The sequence below is a fragment of the Candidatus Pelagibacter sp. HIMB1746 genome, from assembly GCF_052047555.1.
Classification (GTDB): Bacteria; Pseudomonadota; Alphaproteobacteria; order Pelagibacterales; family Pelagibacteraceae; genus Pelagibacter.
The window spans coordinates 37,913-56,785 of record NZ_JBNAJZ010000001.1 but is presented as its reverse complement, the minus strand read 5'-3'; the positions used below and the strand labels follow the sequence as shown (position 1 = coordinate 56,785).

The following is an 18,873-nucleotide window of genomic DNA, read 5'->3' as shown; positions in this document are numbered from 1 at the left end:
AGAATATTTAGTTGATTATAAAGACTACTTATAATTGAAGAAATAGGTGCGTCAAATGATAAGTAATAAATATAGCTTATTTATATTAATTTAAAATTAATATGGGAACTGTAGTACAGCTTAAAAACCAGATAAATAATTCATATTTCCAATTGAAGGATTCTGTTGAAGAAAAACTAGCTTTGACTGAAGAAAGAATAAAATCCAAATTAACTAGTGATGTTCAATTAGTTCAAAAAATGACTAATTATCATATAGAGACTGGTGGCAAAAGACTAAGGGCTTTATTAACATTAGGAAGCGCTAAGTTATGTGGTTACTCAAAAGGTTCAAGAGACGTAAATTTAGCAGCTTGTGTAGAACTTATTCACAGTGCAACTTTGATGCATGATGATGTTATCGATGAAGGTGAGATTAGAAGAGGTAAAGAAACTTTAAATAAAATTTGGAGCAATCATTCCTCGGTTTTGATTGGAGATTATCTCTTAAGTAGATGTTTTGAGATGATGGTTGAAGATGGAAACTTAGAGGTATTAAAATTATTATCATCAACTTCATCTAAAATTGCCCAGGGAGAAGTATTACAACTACAACATAAAAATGAAGTTGATATGCTTGAAGAAACATATCTAAAAATTATTTCTGCCAAAACTGCAGAACTATTTGCTGCTTCAACAAAAGTAGGTGCAATTTTAGCTGAAGTAGAAAATAAAGAAAAGGATGCGCTAGAATTTTATGGAAGGAATTTAGGGTTAACTTTTCAAATTGCAGATGACACATTAGATTATAATTCTGAATTAAAGTTGTTTGGAAAAAAAATAGGAAAAGATTTTTTTGAAGGAAAAGTGACTTTACCAATAATCTTGCTTTACCAAAAATTAGAAAACAATGAAAAAAATAAGCTAAAAGAAGTATTTAATAGAAAAGAAAGAACAAAAGAAGATTTTAATAATATTATATCTTTGATTAATAAATATAAGATTATAAATGAGTGCTACCAAAAAGCTCAGCACTATATTAATTTAGCATCAAATTCTTTAAGTGTGTTCAGGGATACTAAAGAAAAAGAAATTCTTAAAAAACTTACATCTTTCAGTTTAGCGAGAAATTTTTAAGGACTTAATAAAGCTTTATTCCATAATCCATTCTGGCTTTTTGTATAGAGTAATCTTTCATGAATTCTATTTTCTCCATCTAGCCAAAACTCTATACTTTGTGGATTTAAATTCCACCCAGACCAGTGTTTTGGTCTAGGAACTTTTGTTTCATCAGAATATTTATTTTTATATACCTTAATTGAATTTATCAATTCATCTCTATTTTTTAATTCTTGGCTCTGATTTGATGCCCATGCACCAATTCTACTTTCATATGCTCTGGAAGAATAATATTCATCTGCAACATCATCAGAAACTAATGATAAAGTCCCAGTAATTCTGACTTGTCTTAAAAGACTTTTCCAATGAAAACACATTGAAGCGTTAGGATTTTCCTTTAGTTCATTACCTTTTCGACTATTTAAATTAGTGTAGAAAACAAATCCATCTTTATTAAAATCCTTAAGGAGCACCATTCTGACTGATGGAACATTATTTTTACTTGAAGTTGCTAGCGCAACTGCATTTGGATCATTTGGTTCAGTCTGTTTGGCTTTTTCCATCCATATTTCAAATAACTTAATTGGGTCATCTAAATTTAAAAAGCAGCTGTTAATACCAAGTCTGTTTTTTTCATTCATAATTTAAACAAAATAATCTATATAATATAAATAATGTCATTTAACACTTTTGGAAAGCTATTTCGTTTCACAACTTGGGGTGAATCTCACGGTCCTGCTATTGGTTGTATAGTTGACGGTTGTCCTCCAAACATAAATCTAGATGAAAAAGATATTCAATTAGAATTAGATAAAAGAAAACCTGGACAATCAAAATTTACCACACAAAGAAAAGAAGACGATAAAGTCCAAATACTTTCAGGTGTATTTGAAGGAAAAACTACTGGCACACCAATTTCTTTAATTATTTATAATAAAGACATGAGATCTAAAGATTATGGAAATATAAAAGATAAATTCAGACCAGGGCATGCGGACTTTACCTATTTCAAAAAATACGGAATTAGAGATTACAGAGGTGGAGGAAGATCTTCAGCTAGAGAGACAGCTTCAAGAGTTGCGGCTGGTGCTATAGCTAAACTAGTACTTCAAAAAAAATTAGGAAAAAAATTTAAAGTTATAGGTGCTGTAACTCAATTAGGAATCTTAGGATGTGATACGTCACAGTGGAATGATAAAATTATTTCAAAAAATCCATTCTTTTGTCCAGATAAGTCTATGATTAAGTTATGGGAAAAATATTTACTTGGTGTAAGAAAATCAGGGTCATCATGTGGCGCTGTAATAGAGGTTAGAGCAAGAGGTATTCCTGCAGGTCTTGGTGCGCCTATTTATTCAAAATTAGATTCTGATATTGCATCAGCGTTTATGAGCATTAACGCAGTTAAAGGAGTAAATGTTGGTGCTGGAATGAATTCTGCACAACTAAGTGGCGAGCAAAACTCTGACGAAATATCATTAAAAAATAATAAATTAAAATTTAACTCTAATAATGCAGGCGGGATCTTAGGCGGAATTTCTTCTGGGCAAGAAATAATAGCATCATTTGCAGTTAAACCTACATCTTCAATTTTAACTACAAGAAAAACTATTAATAAATTTGGAAAAAATACCACAATATCAGTTAAAGGGAGACATGACCCTTGCGTAGGAATAAGAGCTGTTCCAGTTGGAGAAGCTATGATGAATTGTGTTTTATTAGACCACTACCTAATGAATCAGGCTCAGTGCGGATAAATAATTAGTTTTTTACTACTCTAATTGAATCCTTATTAAATAAAACTTCTAAAACTTTTTTTGTAATTTGCGGACTATTAAGTCCAGCAATATCATACATATTTTTTGGATTATCTTGCTCTATGAATTCATCTGGAAGAGTCATGGATCTAAATTTTAACCCTTTATCAAATATCCCTTTTTCAGCTAATAAATTTTTAACATGGGAACCAAATCCTCCTATAGAACCTTCCTCAATTGTAATCATTAATTCATGTTCTCTTGCAGATTTTAAAATTAAATCTTCATCTAAAGGTTTTGCAAATCTGGCATCTATAATTGTTGTTGAAATACCCTTTGCTTTCAATTCTTCTGCAGCTACTTTACATTCTTCAAGTCTAGTTCCTAAGCTCAACAAACAAACTTGAGTTCCTTGCTGAATAATTTTTCCTTTACCTATCTCTATTTTTTCCTCTATTGAAGGAAGTTCAACTCCAATACCTGTTCCTCTTGGATATCTTATTGCACAGGGTTTGTCATTAATATCAACCGAAGTATTAATCATTTTTACTAACTCAGCTTCATCACTAGCTGCCATCACGATAAAATTTGGTAAAGTTGACAAATAAGTAATATCAAAAGACCCTGCATGCGTTGATCCATCTGCGCCAACTAATCCAGCTCTATCAATTGCAAATCTTACAGGTAGACTTTGTATTGCTACATCATGCACTACTTGATCGTAAGCTCTTTGAAGAAAGGTAGAATAGATAGCGGCATAGGGTTTATACCCTTCTGTTGCAAGACCTGCAGCAAAAGTAACTGCATGCTGTTCAGCTATACCAACGTCAAACATTCTTTTTGGAAATTCCTTGCCAAAGATATCCATACCAGTTCCACCTGGCATTGCTGCAGTTATTCCAACAATCTTACTGTCTTTTTTTGCATGCTTAACAAGTGTATTTGCAAAAACTTTTGTATATGCAGGTAAATTAGAACCACTTTTTTGTTGCTCTCCAGTTTCAACATTAAATTTTGATACTCCATGATAGTGATCGCTAGCTTTTTCAGCATAAGAATATCCTTTTCCTTTTTGAGTTTTAATATGTATCATAATTGGACCCTCATGCTTTGAGTCTCTAGCATTTCTTAAAATAGGGACAAGTGAGGAAAGATCATGTCCATCTATTGGTCCTGCATAATAAAAACCAAGTGAGCTAAATAGTGTTCCACCGGTGACAGCAGAACGAAAAAAATCTTCTGCCTTACCAGCTTTAGCACTAAATCTTTTTGAAAAAGCTGAGGTGACTAATTTTAAAGTTTCTCTTAAGCTAAAATAGATTTTTCCAGTAAATAACTTTGCTAAATATGTTCTCATTGCACCTACTGGTTTTGCTATAGACATGTCATTATCATTTAATATAACGATCATTTTAGTTTTTGATGCGCCAGCATTATTCATAGCTTCGTATGCCATACCAGCACTAATAGCGCCATCTCCAATAACAGCTATTACATTTGAAGATTTATTTTCTAATTTATTTGCTTCAGCCATGCCAAGCGCAGATGATATAGATGTGGAACTATGAGCTGCACCAAATGGGTCATATTCACTTTCAGATCTTTTAGTAAAACCTGATAAACCGTTGCCTTGTCTTAAGGTTGTAATTTTTTGTTTTCTTCCTGTTAAAATTTTATGTGGATATGCTTGGTGTCCTACATCCCAAATTAATCTATCATTAGGTGTGTCAAAAACATAGTGCAGAGCTACAGTCAGCTCAACAACCCCTAGACCTGCACCTAAATGTCCACCAGTTTTAGATACTGCACTGATCATCTCTTCTCTAACTTCATCAGCTACTTGTTGTAAATCATTTTCAGAAACTTTTCTTAAATCAGATGGAAAGTTAATATTATCTAAAAACTTGTAATTATTTTTCATTTATTTCTATTCAATATAAATTCTAATGTATCGTTTAAATTTTCTGATTTTGAACCATAAATTTTTAAATTTCTATTAATATCTGAAATAATCTTACCACAATATTTTATTGAAGCATCATAACCTAGCAAACTTATAAGCGTAGCTTTGCCTTTTTTTTGATCTTTTTTTGTTCTCTTCCCAGCAATTTTAGAATTACCTTTAAAATCTATTAAATCATCTGCTATTTGAAAAAGAAGACCAATATCAGAACCAAGACTCTCAAAAAATTTTATTTCCTTTAGACTTTTCTCCTTAATGATTGCTGGTACTGCACAACAAAAACTAAAAAGTTTTCCTGTTTTTTTAATTTCCATTTCTATAATTTGTTTTTTTGAAACTTTCTTTTTTTCATAATCTAAATCTAAATATTGACCACCCGCTATACCCAAATGTCCTGAACACATAGAAAGTTTATCTACTAATTTAACTTTAATTTTGTCACTCAACTTTATCTTAGAACTAGTTAAAATTTCAAAAGCCATTGTTAATAATGAATTTCCAGCAAGGACAGCTGTCGACTCACCAAATTTAATATGAGCTGATGGTTTACCTCTTCTCATATTATCGTTATCCATGCATGGTAAATCATCATGAATAAGAGAATAAGCATGAATACATTCTACAGCAGCACCTATAGCAATTAATGTGTGATAGTTAATTGAGAATAACGATCCAATATCAATTAATATTTTAGATCTAATTTTTTTTCCCCCAGGGAATAATCCATACTTCATTGCATAAACTAATTTGGAATTTTCTTGTTCCTGAATATATTTTTTCAAGAATAAATTGGTATCTTTTGCAATTTTATTAAGTTGATTTTTCACTTTCTCTTAATGATATCCTTAATTTTTTTATTTGTATTTTCACTAATGGATCTCAAATTTTTTTGAAATTTTTTTTCAATTAAATTATTTAATTTTAGTAACTCTTGATAGCTTTCTACAGAATTGTCTAGGTCATCTTTTTCTTCTAAAGACTTTATCATTTGATTTGCTTCATCTGTTAACTCTTCAAGCGTTCTATTATCATAATCAAGTGGTAAATTTTTATCTTTCATATATTAATCATTACTATTACATGAAAAATATTCAATCAAACATCAAAAAAGCAAAAAATTACTTAGATAAAAGTCATTGTGTAGCTGTTCCAACAGAAACTGTTTACGGACTCGCAGGTAACGCATACTCGGACACTGCTGTTAAAAAAATTTTTAAACTAAAAAGAAGACCTGCTAACAATCCACTAATTGTTCACTACTATAATTTAAAAAAAATTTCAGAAGACTGTGAAATAAATGATAATTTTATTAAACTTTATAAAAAATTTTCTCCAGGACCAATAACATATATATTGAAGCTCAAAAAAAATTCTAAAATATCAAAGTTTGTAACTAATAATAAAAAAACAGTTGCTATACGATTTCCAAAACATCCTCTATTTAGAAAATTACTCAAAAATTTAAAATATCCAGTTGCAGCACCAAGTGCTAATATTTCTTCAAGGTTAAGTGCTGTAAAAGCAGCAGACGTCAAAGATGAATTCGGCAACAAAATAAAATTTATTTTGAATGGTGGTTTTTGTAAAATTGGTGTCGAGTCTACAATATTAAATATAACAAATAAACCTAGATTACTAAGATATGGAGGATTGAGTGTTTCAAAGATTAAAAAAACTTTGAATCAAAAAATAATAATTAATATAAATTCAAAAGATAAAATTTCTCCTGGTCTTTTTCCTTTACACTATTCTCCAGGATTACCTTTAAGAATGAATGCAAAAAAAAACAAAAAAAATGAAGCTTTTGTACTCTTAAAAAAAAGAGAAAATATATCTAAAGATATTTATTATTTAAGCAAAACAAGTAACTTAAATGAAGCTGCCAGAAACCTGTATAGTGTTTTGAGGAAAATAAAAGAAGATAAATATAAATCAATAGCTGTAGAAAAAATACCAAATGAAGGAATTGGAAAAACAATAAATGACAGACTCAAGAGAGCATCAAACTTCAAATGAAAAACTCAATAGAAGTCATAAATCTATCAAAATCATATAAGAGTAAAAATGCAGTTAATAATATAAATTTTAAAATTAATGAAAATGAAATAGTAGGATTGTTAGGTCCAAATGGATGCGGAAAAACAACAACAATCGGAATGATACTGGGATTATTAAAACCTACAAGTGGCCAAGTCTTAATTAACGGTAAAAATATTGAAAATAATAAGATTTCAATTCTACACAAAATGAATTTTATTTCTCCCTATATTGAATTGCCTAAAAAATTAACTGTAAACCAAAATTTAATTGTGTATGGGAAACTATATAATATTCAAAATTTGAATGAGAGAATTAATTTTCTCTCAGAAAAATTAAGATTGGCAGATCTTTTAGATAAAATTACAGGAGAGCTGTCATCAGGACAAAAAAATAGGGTCAGTCTTGCGAAAGCATTAATTAATGATCCTACTGTGCTCTTGTTAGATGAGCCAACTGCTGCTCTAGACCCCGAAACAGCAGATTTTATTAGAACCTTTTTAGAAAAGTATAAAGAAGAAAAAAAAATATCTGTTTTGCTGGCTTCTCATAATATGGATGAAGTAAAAAGATTGTGTAATTCTGTTATGATGATGAAAGATGGTGCTATCGTAGACAGTGGTACTCCAGAAGATTTAATAAAAAAATATGGACAAAAAAACCTGGAAGAAGTTTTTTTAGAAATTGTTAGGAAAGATAAATGAATATTACAAGAATATATGGATTATTTTTAAGGCATTTTTATTTAATTACTAGATCGTTCCCAAGAATACTTGATTTAATATATTGGCCCTCCATCCAGATAACTCTTTGGGGTTTCATTTCCAATTTTTTTGCAGCACACAGTTCATATTATAGTGGAGCTGTTGGAGTTATATTGTCTTGTGCAATTCTTTATGATTTTCTTTTTAGAACAAGCATTGGTTTTAATATGTTATTTTTAGAAGAAATTTGGAGTAGGAATTTTACTAATTTATTTATTGCTCCAATGAAAATTAGTGAAATAATTACTGCACTTGTAATCACCGCTTTAATAAGAGCTTTAATCGGATTAATTCCAGCGATACTTTTAACCTCACCATTATTTGGCATATCTATATTAAACTTGGGATTACCATTAGCTTTTCTTTTTTTAAGTTTGTACATTTTTGGAATTACTTTGGGGCTTTTTGTATCTGCTGGGTTGCTAAGATTTGGGCCATCTTTTGAGAATATTGCATGGTCTACAATGTTTTTATTGGCACCTTTTGGCTGTATCTATTATCCAGTTGAAATTTTACCTGAAATATTTCAATCAATAGCTTTCGCATTGCCATTAGTTTATATATTTGAAGAAACCAGAAATATCTTGGTCAATGGAATTGTTAGCTATGAAAATATTCGTATCGCACTTTCATTAAATGCATTTTATTTCACAGTTGCTATAGCAACTTTTTATTTTTCGTTTGATAAAGCTAGAGAAAAAGGGACATTAATTAATATTGGAGAGTAAATGGTGCGCCTGCAAGGAGTCGAACCCTGAACCTCCAGAGCCGAAATCTGGCGCTCTATCCAGTTGAGCTACAAGCGCATTTAGTATTAATATTATATTTTATGGAAAAAAGCATTAATTTTATAGTTGAAGAAGAAGAAAAGAATTTAAGAGTAGATGTATTAATTAACAAAAGAGACGAAATTATTAGTAGAACCAGAGTTAAAAATTTAATTTTAAAAGAGAAATTAAAACTAAATAATGAAATAATTAAAAGTCCATCTAAAAAAGTTTCGATTGGTGATGTTGTAAATCTTACGATTCCAGAACCAGAGATTGCATCTCTAAAGCCTTATGATTTTAAATTAAATATTGTTTATGAAGATTCTGATTTATTAGTCATCGATAAACCTTCAGGAATTATAATGCATCCTGGAGCAGGCAATTATGACAAAACAATTGTAAATGCATTGATGCATTACAATAAAGAATCTTTATCAACTATTGGGGATGAATTAAGACCTGGAATTGTCCATAGAATTGATAAAAATACTTCAGGTTTAGTTGTTGTGGCAAAAAATAATGAGACCCATGAAGATTTATCAAAACAATTCAGTAAGCACACAATTATTAGAGAATACCAACTTTTAATATGGGGAAAGCTAAGACCATCTTTTGGTAGGATAGAAACATTTATTACTCGTAGTTCAAAAAATAGACAACTTATGGAAGTGAGCAATTCAAAGGGCAAGAAAGCTGTAACAAACTATAAAACAATTGAAATTTTCGAAAATAAAAAAATACCTACATTAAGTTTAGTCGAATGCAAATTAGAAACTGGTAGAACTCATCAAATCAGAGTGCACATGAACTATAAAGGAAATAGTTTAGTTGGTGATGACAAATATAAAAAAAAATATAAAAAATTGAAAAACGTTGATTTTGACATTCAAAATTCAATTACAAATTTAGACAGACAATTTCTACACGCAAAGACTTTAGGCTTTGTTCATCCTAAAACTCAGAAAGAGCTGATTTTTACCTCAATTTTGCCTCAAGAACTAAATAATATTTTAAAAATGCTTAGAAACACTGAAGAATAAATTATTGAAAATTAAGTATAATTAACTAAATAAACTCTGCTATGAACACAACTATGAGCAACAATCTTCCTACACTATCCAATGAGGGTGGTCTTTCTGCATATTTAGAACAGATTAAAAAATTCCCAATGTTGGCCGCAGAAGAAGAATATATGTTAGCCAAAAATTGGAAAACAACTGGAAATATTAAAGCTGCTGAAAAATTAGTAACTAGTCACTTAAGATTAGTTGCAAAAATTGCTATGGGATACAAAGGCTATGGTCTGCCAATTAATGAAATGATTTCAGAAGGAAATGTTGGTTTGATGCAGGCTGTTAAAAAATTTGAACCGGAAAAAGGTTTTAGATTAGCAACTTATGCTATGTGGTGGATTAAAGCATCCATCCAAGAATATATTTTAAGATCTTGGAGTCTTGTAAAAATTGGAACAACAACTGCTCAAAAAAAATTATTTTTTAATTTAAAAAAAATTAAAAACCAAATATCCCCTGAAACTGAAGGTGATTTAAGGGATGAACACGTAAACCATATTGCTAACAAACTTGATGTGAGTAAAGAAGAAGTTGTTTCAATGAACAGAAGACTTTCTGGAAAAGAGTTTTCATTGAATGCTCAAGTTGGAGAGGATGGTGATGAATGGCAAGACTGGTTAGTAGATAAAGAGCTTGATCATGATTTAAAATTTGCTCAACATGAGGAAATGGAGCAAAGAAAAGACTTATTAAAAGATTCTATTACAGTGCTTAATGATAGAGAAAGAGAGATATTGTATTCAAGAAGACTTAATGATGATCCAACAACCCTGGAAGATTTAAGTAAAAAATATAAAATTAGTAGAGAAAGAGTTAGACAAATAGAAAATAAAGCATTTGAAAAACTTCAAAAACAAATGCTACTTCTTGCTAAATCTAAAAATTTATTACCTGCAAATTAAGCTTCAAAAGGATTTTCAATTAAAATAGTATCATCTCTTTCAGGACTAGTAGAGACGCTTGATATTTTTGCACCTATAAAATCTTCTACTGCAAAAATATATTTTTTTGCATTATCAGGTAATGAGTCCATATTTTTAATTCCACTAGTAGATACTTTCCAGCCTGGAAAAGATTTGTAAATTGGTTTTATTTTAATTTGATCCTCTACAGCAGCAGGCAAATAATCTAATTTTTCTCCATCTAGTTCATAAGCAATGCACATTTTAATTTCATCTAATTCATCAAGAACGTCCAATTTTGTTAAAGCTATACCATCTATACCTGAAACTTTAATTGTTTGTCTTACTAGAACACCATCAAACCACCCACATCTCCTTTTTCTACTTGTAACAGTTCCAAATTCTTTTCCACGTGTGCCCAAAAGTTCACCTACTTCATCAGTTAGTTCTGTTGGAAAAGGCCCTTCCCCTACTCTTGTTGTATAAGCTTTTGTAATTCCTAAAACATAGTTTATTGAATTAGGACCACAGCCTGTTCCAGTAGCTGCGCTCGAAGCAACTGTATTAGATGAAGTTACAAAAGGATAAGTTCCATGATCTACATCAAGTAAAATGCCTTGGGCACCTTCAAATAAAATTTTCTTTTTTTGCTTTTTAAATTGATCAATTTTAAGCCATACAGGCTGTGAAAATTTTAATATTTTAGTAGCAATTTTGAGTAAATCAGATTTAAGTTGATCTTTTTCAAAAATTTTTTTTCCAAGTCCTTTTCTGATTGCATTATGATGTATCAATACAGAATCTAATCTTTGATCTAAATTTTTTTCTGATCTTAAATCCATAACCCTTATTGATCTTCTTCCTACTTTATCCTCATAAGCAGGACCAATTCCTCTTCTGGTAGTTCCTATTTTACTTTTTCCTGCAGTATCTTCTCTAATTTCATCCATTTCTCTATGGAATGGCAAAATCAGATTTGCAGATTCTGATATTATGAAGTTATCTACATCTACTTCTACACCTTTAGATTTAATCTCTTCAATTTCTTCCAATAAGGCCCAAGGATCTACAACAACACCATTACCAATTATTGATATTTTACCTTTTCTAACAATGCCAGATGGAAGTAATCTTAGCTTATAAGTAACGCCATCAATAACAAGAGTGTGGCCCGCATTATGACCACCTTGAAATCTAATAACTACATCTGCCTGTTCAGATAACCAATCAACAATCTTACCTTTTCCTTCATCACCCCATTGAGATCCAACAACAACTATGTTTTTCATTAATTAAATTTTTTATTTACTTTTATAGAAGTGAGATGGTTAATTGGACCATGACCTCTTCCATAATTTGGGTTTGTTTTAATAGCTGAATTTACATACTTAATTCCAAGCTCACAAGATTTCTTTGCTGGTTTTCCACACGATACAAATGTAGTGACTGCACTTGATAAAGTACAACCTGTACCATGAGTATTATTTGTTTTATAACGCGTACTATTAAAAATCTTAATATCTTTTTTATTAACAAAAACATCCTTAACTATTTTATTTTTTGAATGTCCACCTTTAATAAGAACATTTTTAGCTCCAAATTCCATAAGCTTATTTGCAGCGTAAATCATATCTTCAACAGATATGATTTTTGTTTCAGTCAAAATTTCAGCTTCAGGAATATTAGGGGTAACTAGTGAAACTTTTTTTATTAATTCCGATTTTAATAACTTAATTGCTTTATTATCTATTAATTTGGCACCACCTTTTGCAACCATGACAGGGTCTAAAATAATACTTTTAACTTTAATTAAATTTAATGCTTTAATTACCATCTTGATAACATTAGATGAGTGTAACATTCCTATTTTGATTGCATCAGGCTTAATATCTTTTGAAGTAAAAACTATTTGATTGAAAATTTCTTTTGGATTGATGCCTACTATTGATTTCACACCTGTAGTATTTTGAATTGTAACTGCAGTTATAGCTGTCATCGCATAAGAACCTAGAGCTGTAACAGTTTTAATATCAGCTTGTATACCAGCCCCACCAGATGAATCTGAACCCGCAATAATTAAAATTTTCGAATTTGGTTTCAATTTATTTTATTTTTTTGGATATCATGTTTACACATCTGGATAAAAGTATTTTATTATCACTTTCTGCCATGACTCTAATTTTAGCTTCTGTTCCCGATTTTCTAACTAAAACTCTTCCCTTACCATGAATTAATTTTTCTGCGAGTTTTATAACTTTTTTTATTTCAGGTTTATTAATAATATTTTTATCTTTAACAGTTATATTTTCTAATAATTGAGGAGTTTTCTTGAAACTCTGAAAAAATTCACTCGTTTTTTTACCTTTTCTCAGAGCAAAAAGAACTTCTAAAGCTACAAGCAACCCGTCTCCAGTTGTTGCAAATTTACCTAAAATAATATGTCCTGATTGTTCACCACCTAAATTAAATTTATATTTTTGCATTTTTTCTTTAACATATCTATCGCCTACATTAGCTCTTAAAAATTTTATTCTTTTAGATTTTAAATATTTTTCCAATCCATAATTCGACATTAAAGTTCCAACAACACCACCTTTTAGCATTTTTTTATTTTTCCATCTTGCAGCTAAAGCAGCTATTATTTGATCACCATCTACAATGTTACCTTTTTCATCGCACATTATAATTCTATCAGCATCTCCATCTAAAGAAATGCCAATATGAGCTTTATATTTTTTTACAGCTGTTCTAATTTTTCTTGGAAAAGTTGAGCCACAATCTTTATTAATGTTTAAACCATTTGGGTTTACACCTATTGCTATAACTTTAGCGCCTAATGATTTTAATAACTCAGGCCCTGCTTTATAACCAGCACCATTGGCACAATCTATAACAATTCTTAATCCTCTTAAATTGAACTCTTTTGTGAAATTTTTTTTTAATATTTTAATATATTGTTTAGTGCCTGTTTCTAATCTTTTAACTCTTCCTAACTTTTCAGGACTGGAAAGGTTATTTGATATTTTTTTATCTATAAGAGCTTCTATTTTTTTTTCTATTTTATCTGATAATTTCATTCCATCAGGACCAAATAATTTTAATCCATTGTCATAATGAGGATTATGAGAAGCTGTAATCATAATACCCATATTAGCCTTCATTTCTTTTGTAAGCATAGCTAATCCATTGGTTGGTAAAGGACCCAATGTGTAAACATGCATGCCAGCAGAAGCCAAACCAGAAACAAGCGCAGGTTCAAGTGTATATCCTGACAATCTTGTATCTTTTGCTATTATTGCTGTTTGTTTTTTTTTCTTTTGGGATTTAAAATATGTACCACTAGCTAGTCCAAACTTAAAAAACATATCTCCATTAATATTTTCACTATTAATAGCTCCTCTTATTCCATCTGTTCCAAAATATTTTTTTGCCATTATTTATTTGTTATCTCTTTAAAAACTTTAATTGCTTGCATAACTTCATTAACATCATGAATTCTTAAAATCTGAACTCCTTGTGTCATCAAATATAATGATGACGATATTGTTCCTCCAATTCTAGTAAAGCTATCATTTTTTTTGGAAATATCTCTAATAAATCTTTTTCTAGAATTTCCTACAAGTATAGGAAATCCTAATGAATGAAAAATAGAAACACTTCTGATTAAATTCATATTATGTTTCAGTTTTTTTCCAAACCCGATTCCAGGGTCTAAAATTATATTGTTATGTTTAATACCTTTAGACCTTAGAAGTTTTATTTTCTCCTCAAAAAAATCATAAATATCTAGTAATTCATTATTATATTTTGGATTTTTTTGCATATTTTCTGGTGTTCCAAGCGTGTGCTGAATGACAAAAGGAACTTTATTTTTTTTTAATACGTCTATTGTTTCTGTATCAAAACTTAAGCCTGAAACATCATTAATTAGTTTTACACCTAATTTAATTCCATTTTTCATTATATCAGATTTTCTAGTATCCAAAGAAATCGGAATTTTTTTTACAATAGATTTTAAGATTTCATTAATTCTTTTCCATTCATCTTCTTTATTTACTGTCTTTGAACCTGGTCTTGTTGACTCTCCTCCAACATCGATTAAATCAGCGCCATCGTTATATAGTTTAAAAGCATGACTTATTCCTCTTTGTTTTGTATTAAATTTTCCTCCATCAGAAAAACTATCTGGGGTAAGATTTAAGACACCTAGTATATTTGGAACTTTTTTAAATTCTAAGTTAGAAAAATTTTTTTTTTTAGTTTTAATTTTTTTTAAATCTAAATTAACTTTTTTCTTCAAATCATTTGGTAAATATTTTATTTGATTAATTGAAATTTTTTTCTTTGATTTTCTAGTTATTATTTCAATATGATCAAACGATATTTCCTTAATTTGATGTAATGGTATGGCTTTTTTTTTACTTACTAAAATTTTTGATTGATTGCCATAATAGAAATTACACGCTCTTGTGTAATATCTTTGCATTATAAATTAATGAACAATTTTTGGTTTTAGACCCATGGCTCCTAAAGCCGAGTCATGATCATCTTTTGAGTCTTGATTTTCTAAAATTTTATCTTTTGGATATAAGTTTTTGTTAATTATGTTCTCAATCTCTTCACCTGTTAAGGTTTCGTAAGTAATTAATGCTTTAGCAATTTTATGTAGATCGTCAATTTTCTCAGTCAAAATTTTCTTTGCTTGATTATATCCTTCGTCGACTAGTTTCCTAATTTCCTTATCAATTTTTTGAGCAACTTCTTCAGAAACTGATTGTGTTTGAGTAACTGATCTTCCTAAGAAAACTTCCTCTTGATTTTCCCCATATTCAACTGGACCCATTTCCTCACTCATACCATATTTAGTTACCATCGCTCTTGCAAGTTGAGTAGCTTGATTAATATCTGAACCACTTCCTCCACCTGCTCCTGTAGAAATGTTATCTTTTCCAAAAATTAATTCTTCTGCAACTCTTCCTCCAAAACAAACTGCTAGTCTAGCTTTTAAATATTTGATTGAATATCCATGTTTATCTCTTTCTGGTAAATTCATAACCATTCCCAAAGCTCTTCCTCTTGGAATGATAGTGGCTTTATGAATTGGATCATAACTAGGCATATTAAACGAGACTAAAGCATGGCCACCTTCGTGATATGCGGTAAGTTTTTTTTCATCCTCAGTCATTACCATTGATCTTCTTTCAGCACCCATTAATACTTTATCTTTTGCCTCTTCAAATTCTAATAAAGTTACAATTCTTTTATTTTTTCTAGCTGCTAATAAAGCAGCTTCATTGACTAAGTTAGCTAAATCTGCCCCTGAAAAACCGGGGGTCCCTCTTGCAATAGTTCTTAAATTTACATCGGGTGCCATCTTAATTTTTTTCACATGGACTTTTAAAATTTTTTCTCTTCCAATAATATCTGGGTTTGAAACAACTACTTGTCTGTCAAATCTTCCAGGTCTTAATAGTGCTGGATCAAGAACATCAGGTCTATTTGTTGCTGCAATTATGATAACTCCCTCATTAGTATCAAACCCATCCATCTCTACTAATAATTGGTTTAAAGTTTGCTCTCTTTCATCATTACCTCCACCTAAACCTGCACCTCTACTTCTTCCAACTGCATCTATTTCATCAATGAATATTATGCACGGAGAATTTTTTTTACCTTGTTCAAACATATCTCTTACTCTTGATGCTCCAACACCAACAAACATTTCAACAAAATCTGAACCAGAGATAGTAAAGAAAGGAACTCCTGCTTCACCTGCAATAGCTCTTGCTAACAAAGTTTTTCCCGTTCCTGGAGGTCCAACCAATAAAGCACCTCTAGGTATCTTTCCACCAAGTCTACTAAATTTTTTAGGGTCTTTTAAAAATTCTACAATTTCTTCTACTTCTTCTTTTGCCTCTTCTACTCCAGCAACATCATTAAATGTTACTTTGCCTTTAAGTTCATTCATCATCTTAGCTTTTGACTTGCCAAATCCCATTGCTCCACCTTTTCCACCTTGCATCTGTCGCATAAAAAATATCCAAACAGCAATTAATAAAAGCATTGGGAACCAAGAAAGTAGTACGCCAAATAAAGATGGCATTTTTTCATCTAACGGAGCCGCTGAAATACTTACTCCTTTGTCTGATAATTTTTCAATTAAATTTGGATCGTTTGGAGCATAAGTTGAAAATGAATTTCCATTTGAGTAAACACCCTTGATGTTGTTTCCCTGTATCTCAACTTTTAAAACTTCTCCATTTTCAACTGAAGTTAAAAAATCTGAAAAAATTATTTGATTTCCTCCTCTAATATTTGATTGAGGATTTTTAAACATGTTATAAAGACCAATAGTTAAAAAAACTATTATTCCCCACATAGCCAGATTTTTAAAATTCATGATGTAAAGATAAGAATTATTGCAAATTAAACAAGTGACAAAATAACTATAAATTTAGTGATATTAACGCTCTTTATATACAATTACAGTTTTCTTGATTTTTTTTATTACACAATTTCCAAGTGTAGACTTAAAAGTAATTTTACTCTGTAGATTTTCTAAAATATTGGTAATTTTTTTACCTCTGGGCGGAAAATACTTTTTCCCAACTAACTGTAAGATCTTTGAAAATGACCTGAACAAAACTTCTTGAGGAAAGTTAAAAAATTCTTCTTTTAATACAACTTTATTTTGAGAAATAATCGAATTTTCTTTTAAATTTTTTTCACAAAAAAACTGGATTGATTGGTCGACACTTTTTAAATTACTAATTGATAATTTAAATTTACTTTTATCCAAACCTTCACTTTCAAGATTTTTAATTAAATTTCTAATTCTTACTCTTTTAAAAATTTCATCTTCATTTGAAGGGTCTTCTACATATTTATTAAACACCTTTTTTGAGATGTAGATTAAATCTTTTTTTTCAACGTTTATTAAAGGTCTTAAGATATTTGCATTATTAATTAAAGTCGTTTTGTCTAAAGATACGATACCCTTTAAACCACTACCTCTTAAAAGCCTAATTAAAAAATTTTCATAAACATCATCTTCATGATGACCAAATAAAATATGATTAATTTTAAATTTTTTTGATTGGTTAATTAAGAGATTATATCTCTTTTTTCTTGCAAGAGATTGGATATTATTTTTGGGTTTTTTCCCATTCCATTTTAAAATATCTAAATCTATAGAAAAATCCTTCAAAAGATTTTTTACAAATAAAGCTTCTACAGATGAATTATTTCTCAATTTATGGTCAACTAGAAAGTATTTAATTTTTAAAGATTTTTTAATTGAATAAATTTTTGAAAAAAAAGCTAAAGCAAGACTATCAGGGCCACCTGACACAGCAACTGTAAAATCGTTATTTAAATTTAAATTATTTTCAAATTTATTATAGATTTTATAAATTCTTTTATCTCTTAGCTTATTAAGAAGTTGTTTATGAATCTTGCTTGACGCATTCAAATTTTTTAGACTCATATTTTGCTTTTTGTATTACAGACTGATTTGCGTTTGGATATTGCAACTCTACACCATTAATCATCTTACAGCCTTGATCTTTTTCACCAATTTGAACCATTGAAACTCCAAGTTTTAATAAATTTATTGGAGCTTTCTTTCCTTTTGGATATTTTTGATATCCTTCGAGATAAGCTGAAGCAGCATCAGTATAAAGTTGTCTTATTCTGAAAGTTTCTGCATACCAATATTGAGCACTACCTGCTAATTCATCTTCAGGATTTGATAACACAAATTCTCTAAAAGCTCTTTCTGCTGTACTGTAATCTCCAACTTTTAAGAAACTTGTTGCAAATTCATATTGTTCTTTTGGAGTTAAATCTATTGGTAAAATTTTATCTTCAGCTTGAAAAGTTTCTTCTACAATAGAAGCTGTAGTTTCAACTGATTGAATCTGTTGATTCTTCTCTGCAGTTTCCATATCTTTATAAGAAATTGTACCTAAGTCCTGAGGCTGCGAGCTTCCAGGAAGAATTTGCTTCTCAATTTTAGGCGCAGAACTGAGTTGTTGACTGCTATCAATTACATTAACAGAACTTAAATCATTTTCTATATCTTGAAACCTTATCTGATTATCAGACTGTAGCTTGGATACTCTGTTTGAAAGTTTATCAAGCTTAAAATTAATTTCCTCAAATTTATTAGTAAGTTCTCTAAACTGCTCCTCTACCTCTGATAACTTTAACAAATGTCTGGTTAAGACATCCTCAGAATTATTATCAAGACTTGATACTGATTGATTATTTGTATTACTTTCTATTTCAATTGATCCAGAGTAAACAGCTCTTTCAAGAGTTTTTAAATCTTTTTTAATTAAATCTAAAATTTCATAAATATTGTGGTTATCTGAGTAAGCAATTCCTGAAAAAAAGAAATTTAGTATTATTAAATTAAATAATGTTGATCTGAAAAGTGATCTCATCAAATTTTTATATGATTATAAAAAGGCAAAAAAAAGACCCTAAAAATTTTAAATTTTAGGGTC

Annotated in this window: 18 protein-coding genes and 1 tRNA gene; 7 read left to right on the top strand and 12 right to left on the bottom strand. The window is 29.8% G+C overall.

Annotated features, from left to right (window positions below; genetic code table 11):
- The first annotated feature begins 101 nt into the window (after positions 1–101).
- The gene (locus ACTTBM_RS00340; protein ID WP_440634242.1) at positions 102–1,115 is read left to right on the top strand and encodes a polyprenyl synthetase family protein; all 1,014 of its coding nucleotides are present in this window, start codon (positions 102–104) and stop codon (positions 1,113–1,115) included.
- Here the strand turns inward: ACTTBM_RS00340 and pdxH are convergent.
- Positions 1,112–1,738, bottom strand: coding sequence for a pyridoxamine 5'-phosphate oxidase (gene pdxH, locus ACTTBM_RS00335; RefSeq protein ID WP_440634241.1), 627 nt, complete (start codon positions 1,736–1,738; stop codon positions 1,112–1,114). The two genes, ACTTBM_RS00340 and pdxH, sit on opposite strands and share 4 nt — an antisense overlap.
- Positions 1,739–1,771: 33 nt before the next feature.
- Here pdxH and aroC point away from each other — a divergent pair, with 33 nt between their 5' ends.
- On the top strand, positions 1,772–2,854 hold the full coding sequence (aroC, locus tag ACTTBM_RS00330) for a chorismate synthase (protein WP_440634240.1): 1,083 nt from the start codon (positions 1,772–1,774) through the stop codon (positions 2,852–2,854).
- A gap of 4 nt (positions 2,855–2,858) precedes the next feature.
- Here the strand turns inward: aroC and dxs are convergent, their stop codons facing one another.
- The 3 genes from dxs to ACTTBM_RS00315 are packed head-to-tail and all read right to left on the bottom strand — an operon-like array spanning position 2,859 to position 5,877.
- On the bottom strand, positions 2,859–4,775 hold the full coding sequence (gene dxs / locus ACTTBM_RS00325) for a 1-deoxy-D-xylulose-5-phosphate synthase (RefSeq protein ID WP_440634239.1): 1,917 nt from the start codon (positions 4,773–4,775) through the stop codon (positions 2,859–2,861).
- Entirely contained in the window at positions 4,772–5,644 is an 873-nt protein-coding gene (locus tag ACTTBM_RS00320; protein ID WP_440634238.1) for a polyprenyl synthetase family protein, read from the bottom strand. The genes dxs and ACTTBM_RS00320 overlap by 4 nt, the downstream gene beginning before the upstream one ends.
- The gene (locus ACTTBM_RS00315) at positions 5,641–5,877 is read right to left on the bottom strand and encodes an exonuclease VII small subunit (protein WP_262590296.1); all 237 of its coding nucleotides are present in this window, start codon (positions 5,875–5,877) and stop codon (positions 5,641–5,643) included. The genes ACTTBM_RS00320 and ACTTBM_RS00315 overlap by 4 nt, the downstream gene beginning before the upstream one ends.
- A gap of 20 nt (positions 5,878–5,897) precedes the next feature.
- Here ACTTBM_RS00315 and ACTTBM_RS00310 point away from each other — a divergent pair, with 20 nt between their 5' ends.
- The 3 genes from ACTTBM_RS00310 to ACTTBM_RS00300 are packed head-to-tail and all read left to right on the top strand — an operon-like array spanning position 5,898 to position 8,346.
- Positions 5,898–6,833, top strand: coding sequence for an L-threonylcarbamoyladenylate synthase (locus ACTTBM_RS00310; protein WP_440634237.1), 936 nt, complete (start codon positions 5,898–5,900; stop codon positions 6,831–6,833).
- Positions 6,830–7,558, top strand: coding sequence for an ABC transporter ATP-binding protein (locus ACTTBM_RS00305; RefSeq protein ID WP_440634236.1), 729 nt, complete (start codon positions 6,830–6,832; stop codon positions 7,556–7,558). The genes ACTTBM_RS00310 and ACTTBM_RS00305 overlap by 4 nt, the downstream gene beginning before the upstream one ends.
- Positions 7,555–8,346 (top strand): ABC transporter permease, encoded by a 792-nt coding sequence (locus tag ACTTBM_RS00300; protein ID WP_440614004.1) that lies wholly within the window; start codon positions 7,555–7,557, stop codon positions 8,344–8,346. The genes ACTTBM_RS00305 and ACTTBM_RS00300 overlap by 4 nt, the downstream gene beginning before the upstream one ends.
- Before the next feature lies 1 nt (position 8,347).
- Here ACTTBM_RS00300 and ACTTBM_RS00295 read toward each other — a convergent pair.
- Positions 8,348–8,424: transfer RNA gene (locus ACTTBM_RS00295), tRNA-Arg, on the bottom strand.
- A 23-nt stretch (positions 8,425–8,447) separates the two neighbouring features.
- Between ACTTBM_RS00295 and ACTTBM_RS00290 the strand changes: the two genes are divergently transcribed.
- Together ACTTBM_RS00290 and rpoH are read left to right on the top strand one after the other, a co-directional pair.
- On the top strand, positions 8,448–9,428 hold the full coding sequence (locus ACTTBM_RS00290; protein WP_440634235.1) for an RluA family pseudouridine synthase: 981 nt from the start codon (positions 8,448–8,450) through the stop codon (positions 9,426–9,428).
- A 53-nt stretch (positions 9,429–9,481) separates the two neighbouring features.
- Complete coding sequence (gene rpoH / locus ACTTBM_RS00285; RefSeq protein WP_262590531.1) at positions 9,482–10,363, top strand: RNA polymerase sigma factor RpoH; 882 nt, start codon at positions 9,482–9,484, stop codon at positions 10,361–10,363.
- Here rpoH and ACTTBM_RS00280 read toward each other — a convergent pair.
- The 7 genes from ACTTBM_RS00280 to ybgF form a co-directional block, all read right to left on the bottom strand.
- Positions 10,360–11,652 carry an adenylosuccinate synthase gene (locus ACTTBM_RS00280; protein ID WP_440634234.1) on the bottom strand — a complete coding sequence of 431 codons (1,293 nt, stop codon included), beginning with the start codon at positions 11,650–11,652 and terminating at the stop codon, positions 10,360–10,362. The two genes, rpoH and ACTTBM_RS00280, sit on opposite strands and share 4 nt — an antisense overlap.
- The gene (gene thiD, locus ACTTBM_RS00275) at positions 11,652–12,464 is read right to left on the bottom strand and encodes a bifunctional hydroxymethylpyrimidine kinase/phosphomethylpyrimidine kinase (protein ID WP_440614001.1); all 813 of its coding nucleotides are present in this window, start codon (positions 12,462–12,464) and stop codon (positions 11,652–11,654) included. The genes ACTTBM_RS00280 and thiD overlap by 1 nt, the downstream gene beginning before the upstream one ends.
- A gap of 1 nt (position 12,465) precedes the next feature.
- Positions 12,466–13,797 (bottom strand): phosphoglucosamine mutase, encoded by a 1,332-nt coding sequence (gene glmM, locus ACTTBM_RS00270; RefSeq protein ID WP_440634233.1) that lies wholly within the window; start codon positions 13,795–13,797, stop codon positions 12,466–12,468.
- A complete protein-coding gene (gene folP / locus ACTTBM_RS00265) occupies positions 13,797–14,849 on the bottom strand; it encodes a dihydropteroate synthase (RefSeq protein ID WP_440634232.1) in 1,053 nt (350 codons plus the stop codon). The genes glmM and folP overlap by 1 nt, the downstream gene beginning before the upstream one ends.
- 6 nt (positions 14,850–14,855) lie before the next feature.
- Positions 14,856–16,763 (bottom strand): ATP-dependent zinc metalloprotease FtsH, encoded by a 1,908-nt coding sequence (gene ftsH, locus ACTTBM_RS00260; protein WP_440634231.1) that lies wholly within the window; start codon positions 16,761–16,763, stop codon positions 14,856–14,858.
- 63 nt (positions 16,764–16,826) lie between these two features.
- Entirely contained in the window at positions 16,827–17,849 is a 1,023-nt protein-coding gene (gene tilS / locus ACTTBM_RS00255; RefSeq protein WP_440634230.1) for a tRNA lysidine(34) synthetase TilS, read from the bottom strand.
- Positions 17,809–18,810, bottom strand: a complete 1,002-nt coding sequence (ybgF, locus tag ACTTBM_RS00250) for a tol-pal system protein YbgF (RefSeq protein ID WP_440634229.1) — start codon at positions 18,808–18,810, stop codon at positions 17,809–17,811. The genes tilS and ybgF overlap by 41 nt, the downstream gene beginning before the upstream one ends.
- Positions 18,811–18,873: the final 63 nt, after the last annotated feature.

What these genes read in the sequence shown, in the direction of transcription:
- ACTTBM_RS00340 (WP_440634242.1), top strand. Translation starts at nt 102, where the DNA reads ATGGGAACTGTAGTACAGCTTAAAAACCAGATAAATAATTCATATTTC.
- pdxH (WP_440634241.1), bottom strand. Translation starts at nt 1,738, where the DNA reads ATGAATGAAAAAAACAGACTTGGTATTAACAGCTGCTTTTTAAATTTA.
- aroC (WP_440634240.1), top strand. Translation starts at nt 1,772, where the DNA reads ATGTCATTTAACACTTTTGGAAAGCTATTTCGTTTCACAACTTGGGGT.
- dxs (WP_440634239.1), bottom strand. Translation starts at nt 4,775, where the DNA reads ATGAAAAATAATTACAAGTTTTTAGATAATATTAACTTTCCATCTGAT.
- ACTTBM_RS00315 (WP_262590296.1), bottom strand. Translation starts at nt 5,877, where the DNA reads ATGAAAGATAAAAATTTACCACTTGATTATGATAATAGAACGCTTGAA.
- ACTTBM_RS00310 (WP_440634237.1), top strand. Translation starts at nt 5,898, where the DNA reads ATGAAAAATATTCAATCAAACATCAAAAAAGCAAAAAATTACTTAGAT.
- ACTTBM_RS00305 (WP_440634236.1), top strand. Translation starts at nt 6,830, where the DNA reads ATGAAAAACTCAATAGAAGTCATAAATCTATCAAAATCATATAAGAGT.
- ACTTBM_RS00300 (WP_440614004.1), top strand. Translation starts at nt 7,555, where the DNA reads ATGAATATTACAAGAATATATGGATTATTTTTAAGGCATTTTTATTTA.
- ACTTBM_RS00290 (WP_440634235.1), top strand. Translation starts at nt 8,448, where the DNA reads ATGGAAAAAAGCATTAATTTTATAGTTGAAGAAGAAGAAAAGAATTTA.
- rpoH (WP_262590531.1), top strand. Translation starts at nt 9,482, where the DNA reads ATGAGCAACAATCTTCCTACACTATCCAATGAGGGTGGTCTTTCTGCA.
- ACTTBM_RS00280 (WP_440634234.1), bottom strand. Translation starts at nt 11,652, where the DNA reads ATGAAAAACATAGTTGTTGTTGGATCTCAATGGGGTGATGAAGGAAAA.
- glmM (WP_440634233.1), bottom strand. Translation starts at nt 13,797, where the DNA reads ATGGCAAAAAAATATTTTGGAACAGATGGAATAAGAGGAGCTATTAAT.
- folP (WP_440634232.1), bottom strand. Translation starts at nt 14,849, where the DNA reads ATGCAAAGATATTACACAAGAGCGTGTAATTTCTATTATGGCAATCAA.
- ftsH (WP_440634231.1), bottom strand. Translation starts at nt 16,763, where the DNA reads ATGAATTTTAAAAATCTGGCTATGTGGGGAATAATAGTTTTTTTAACT.
- tilS (WP_440634230.1), bottom strand. Translation starts at nt 17,849, where the DNA reads ATGAGTCTAAAAAATTTGAATGCGTCAAGCAAGATTCATAAACAACTT.
- ybgF (WP_440634229.1), bottom strand. Translation starts at nt 18,810, where the DNA reads ATGAGATCACTTTTCAGATCAACATTATTTAATTTAATAATACTAAAT.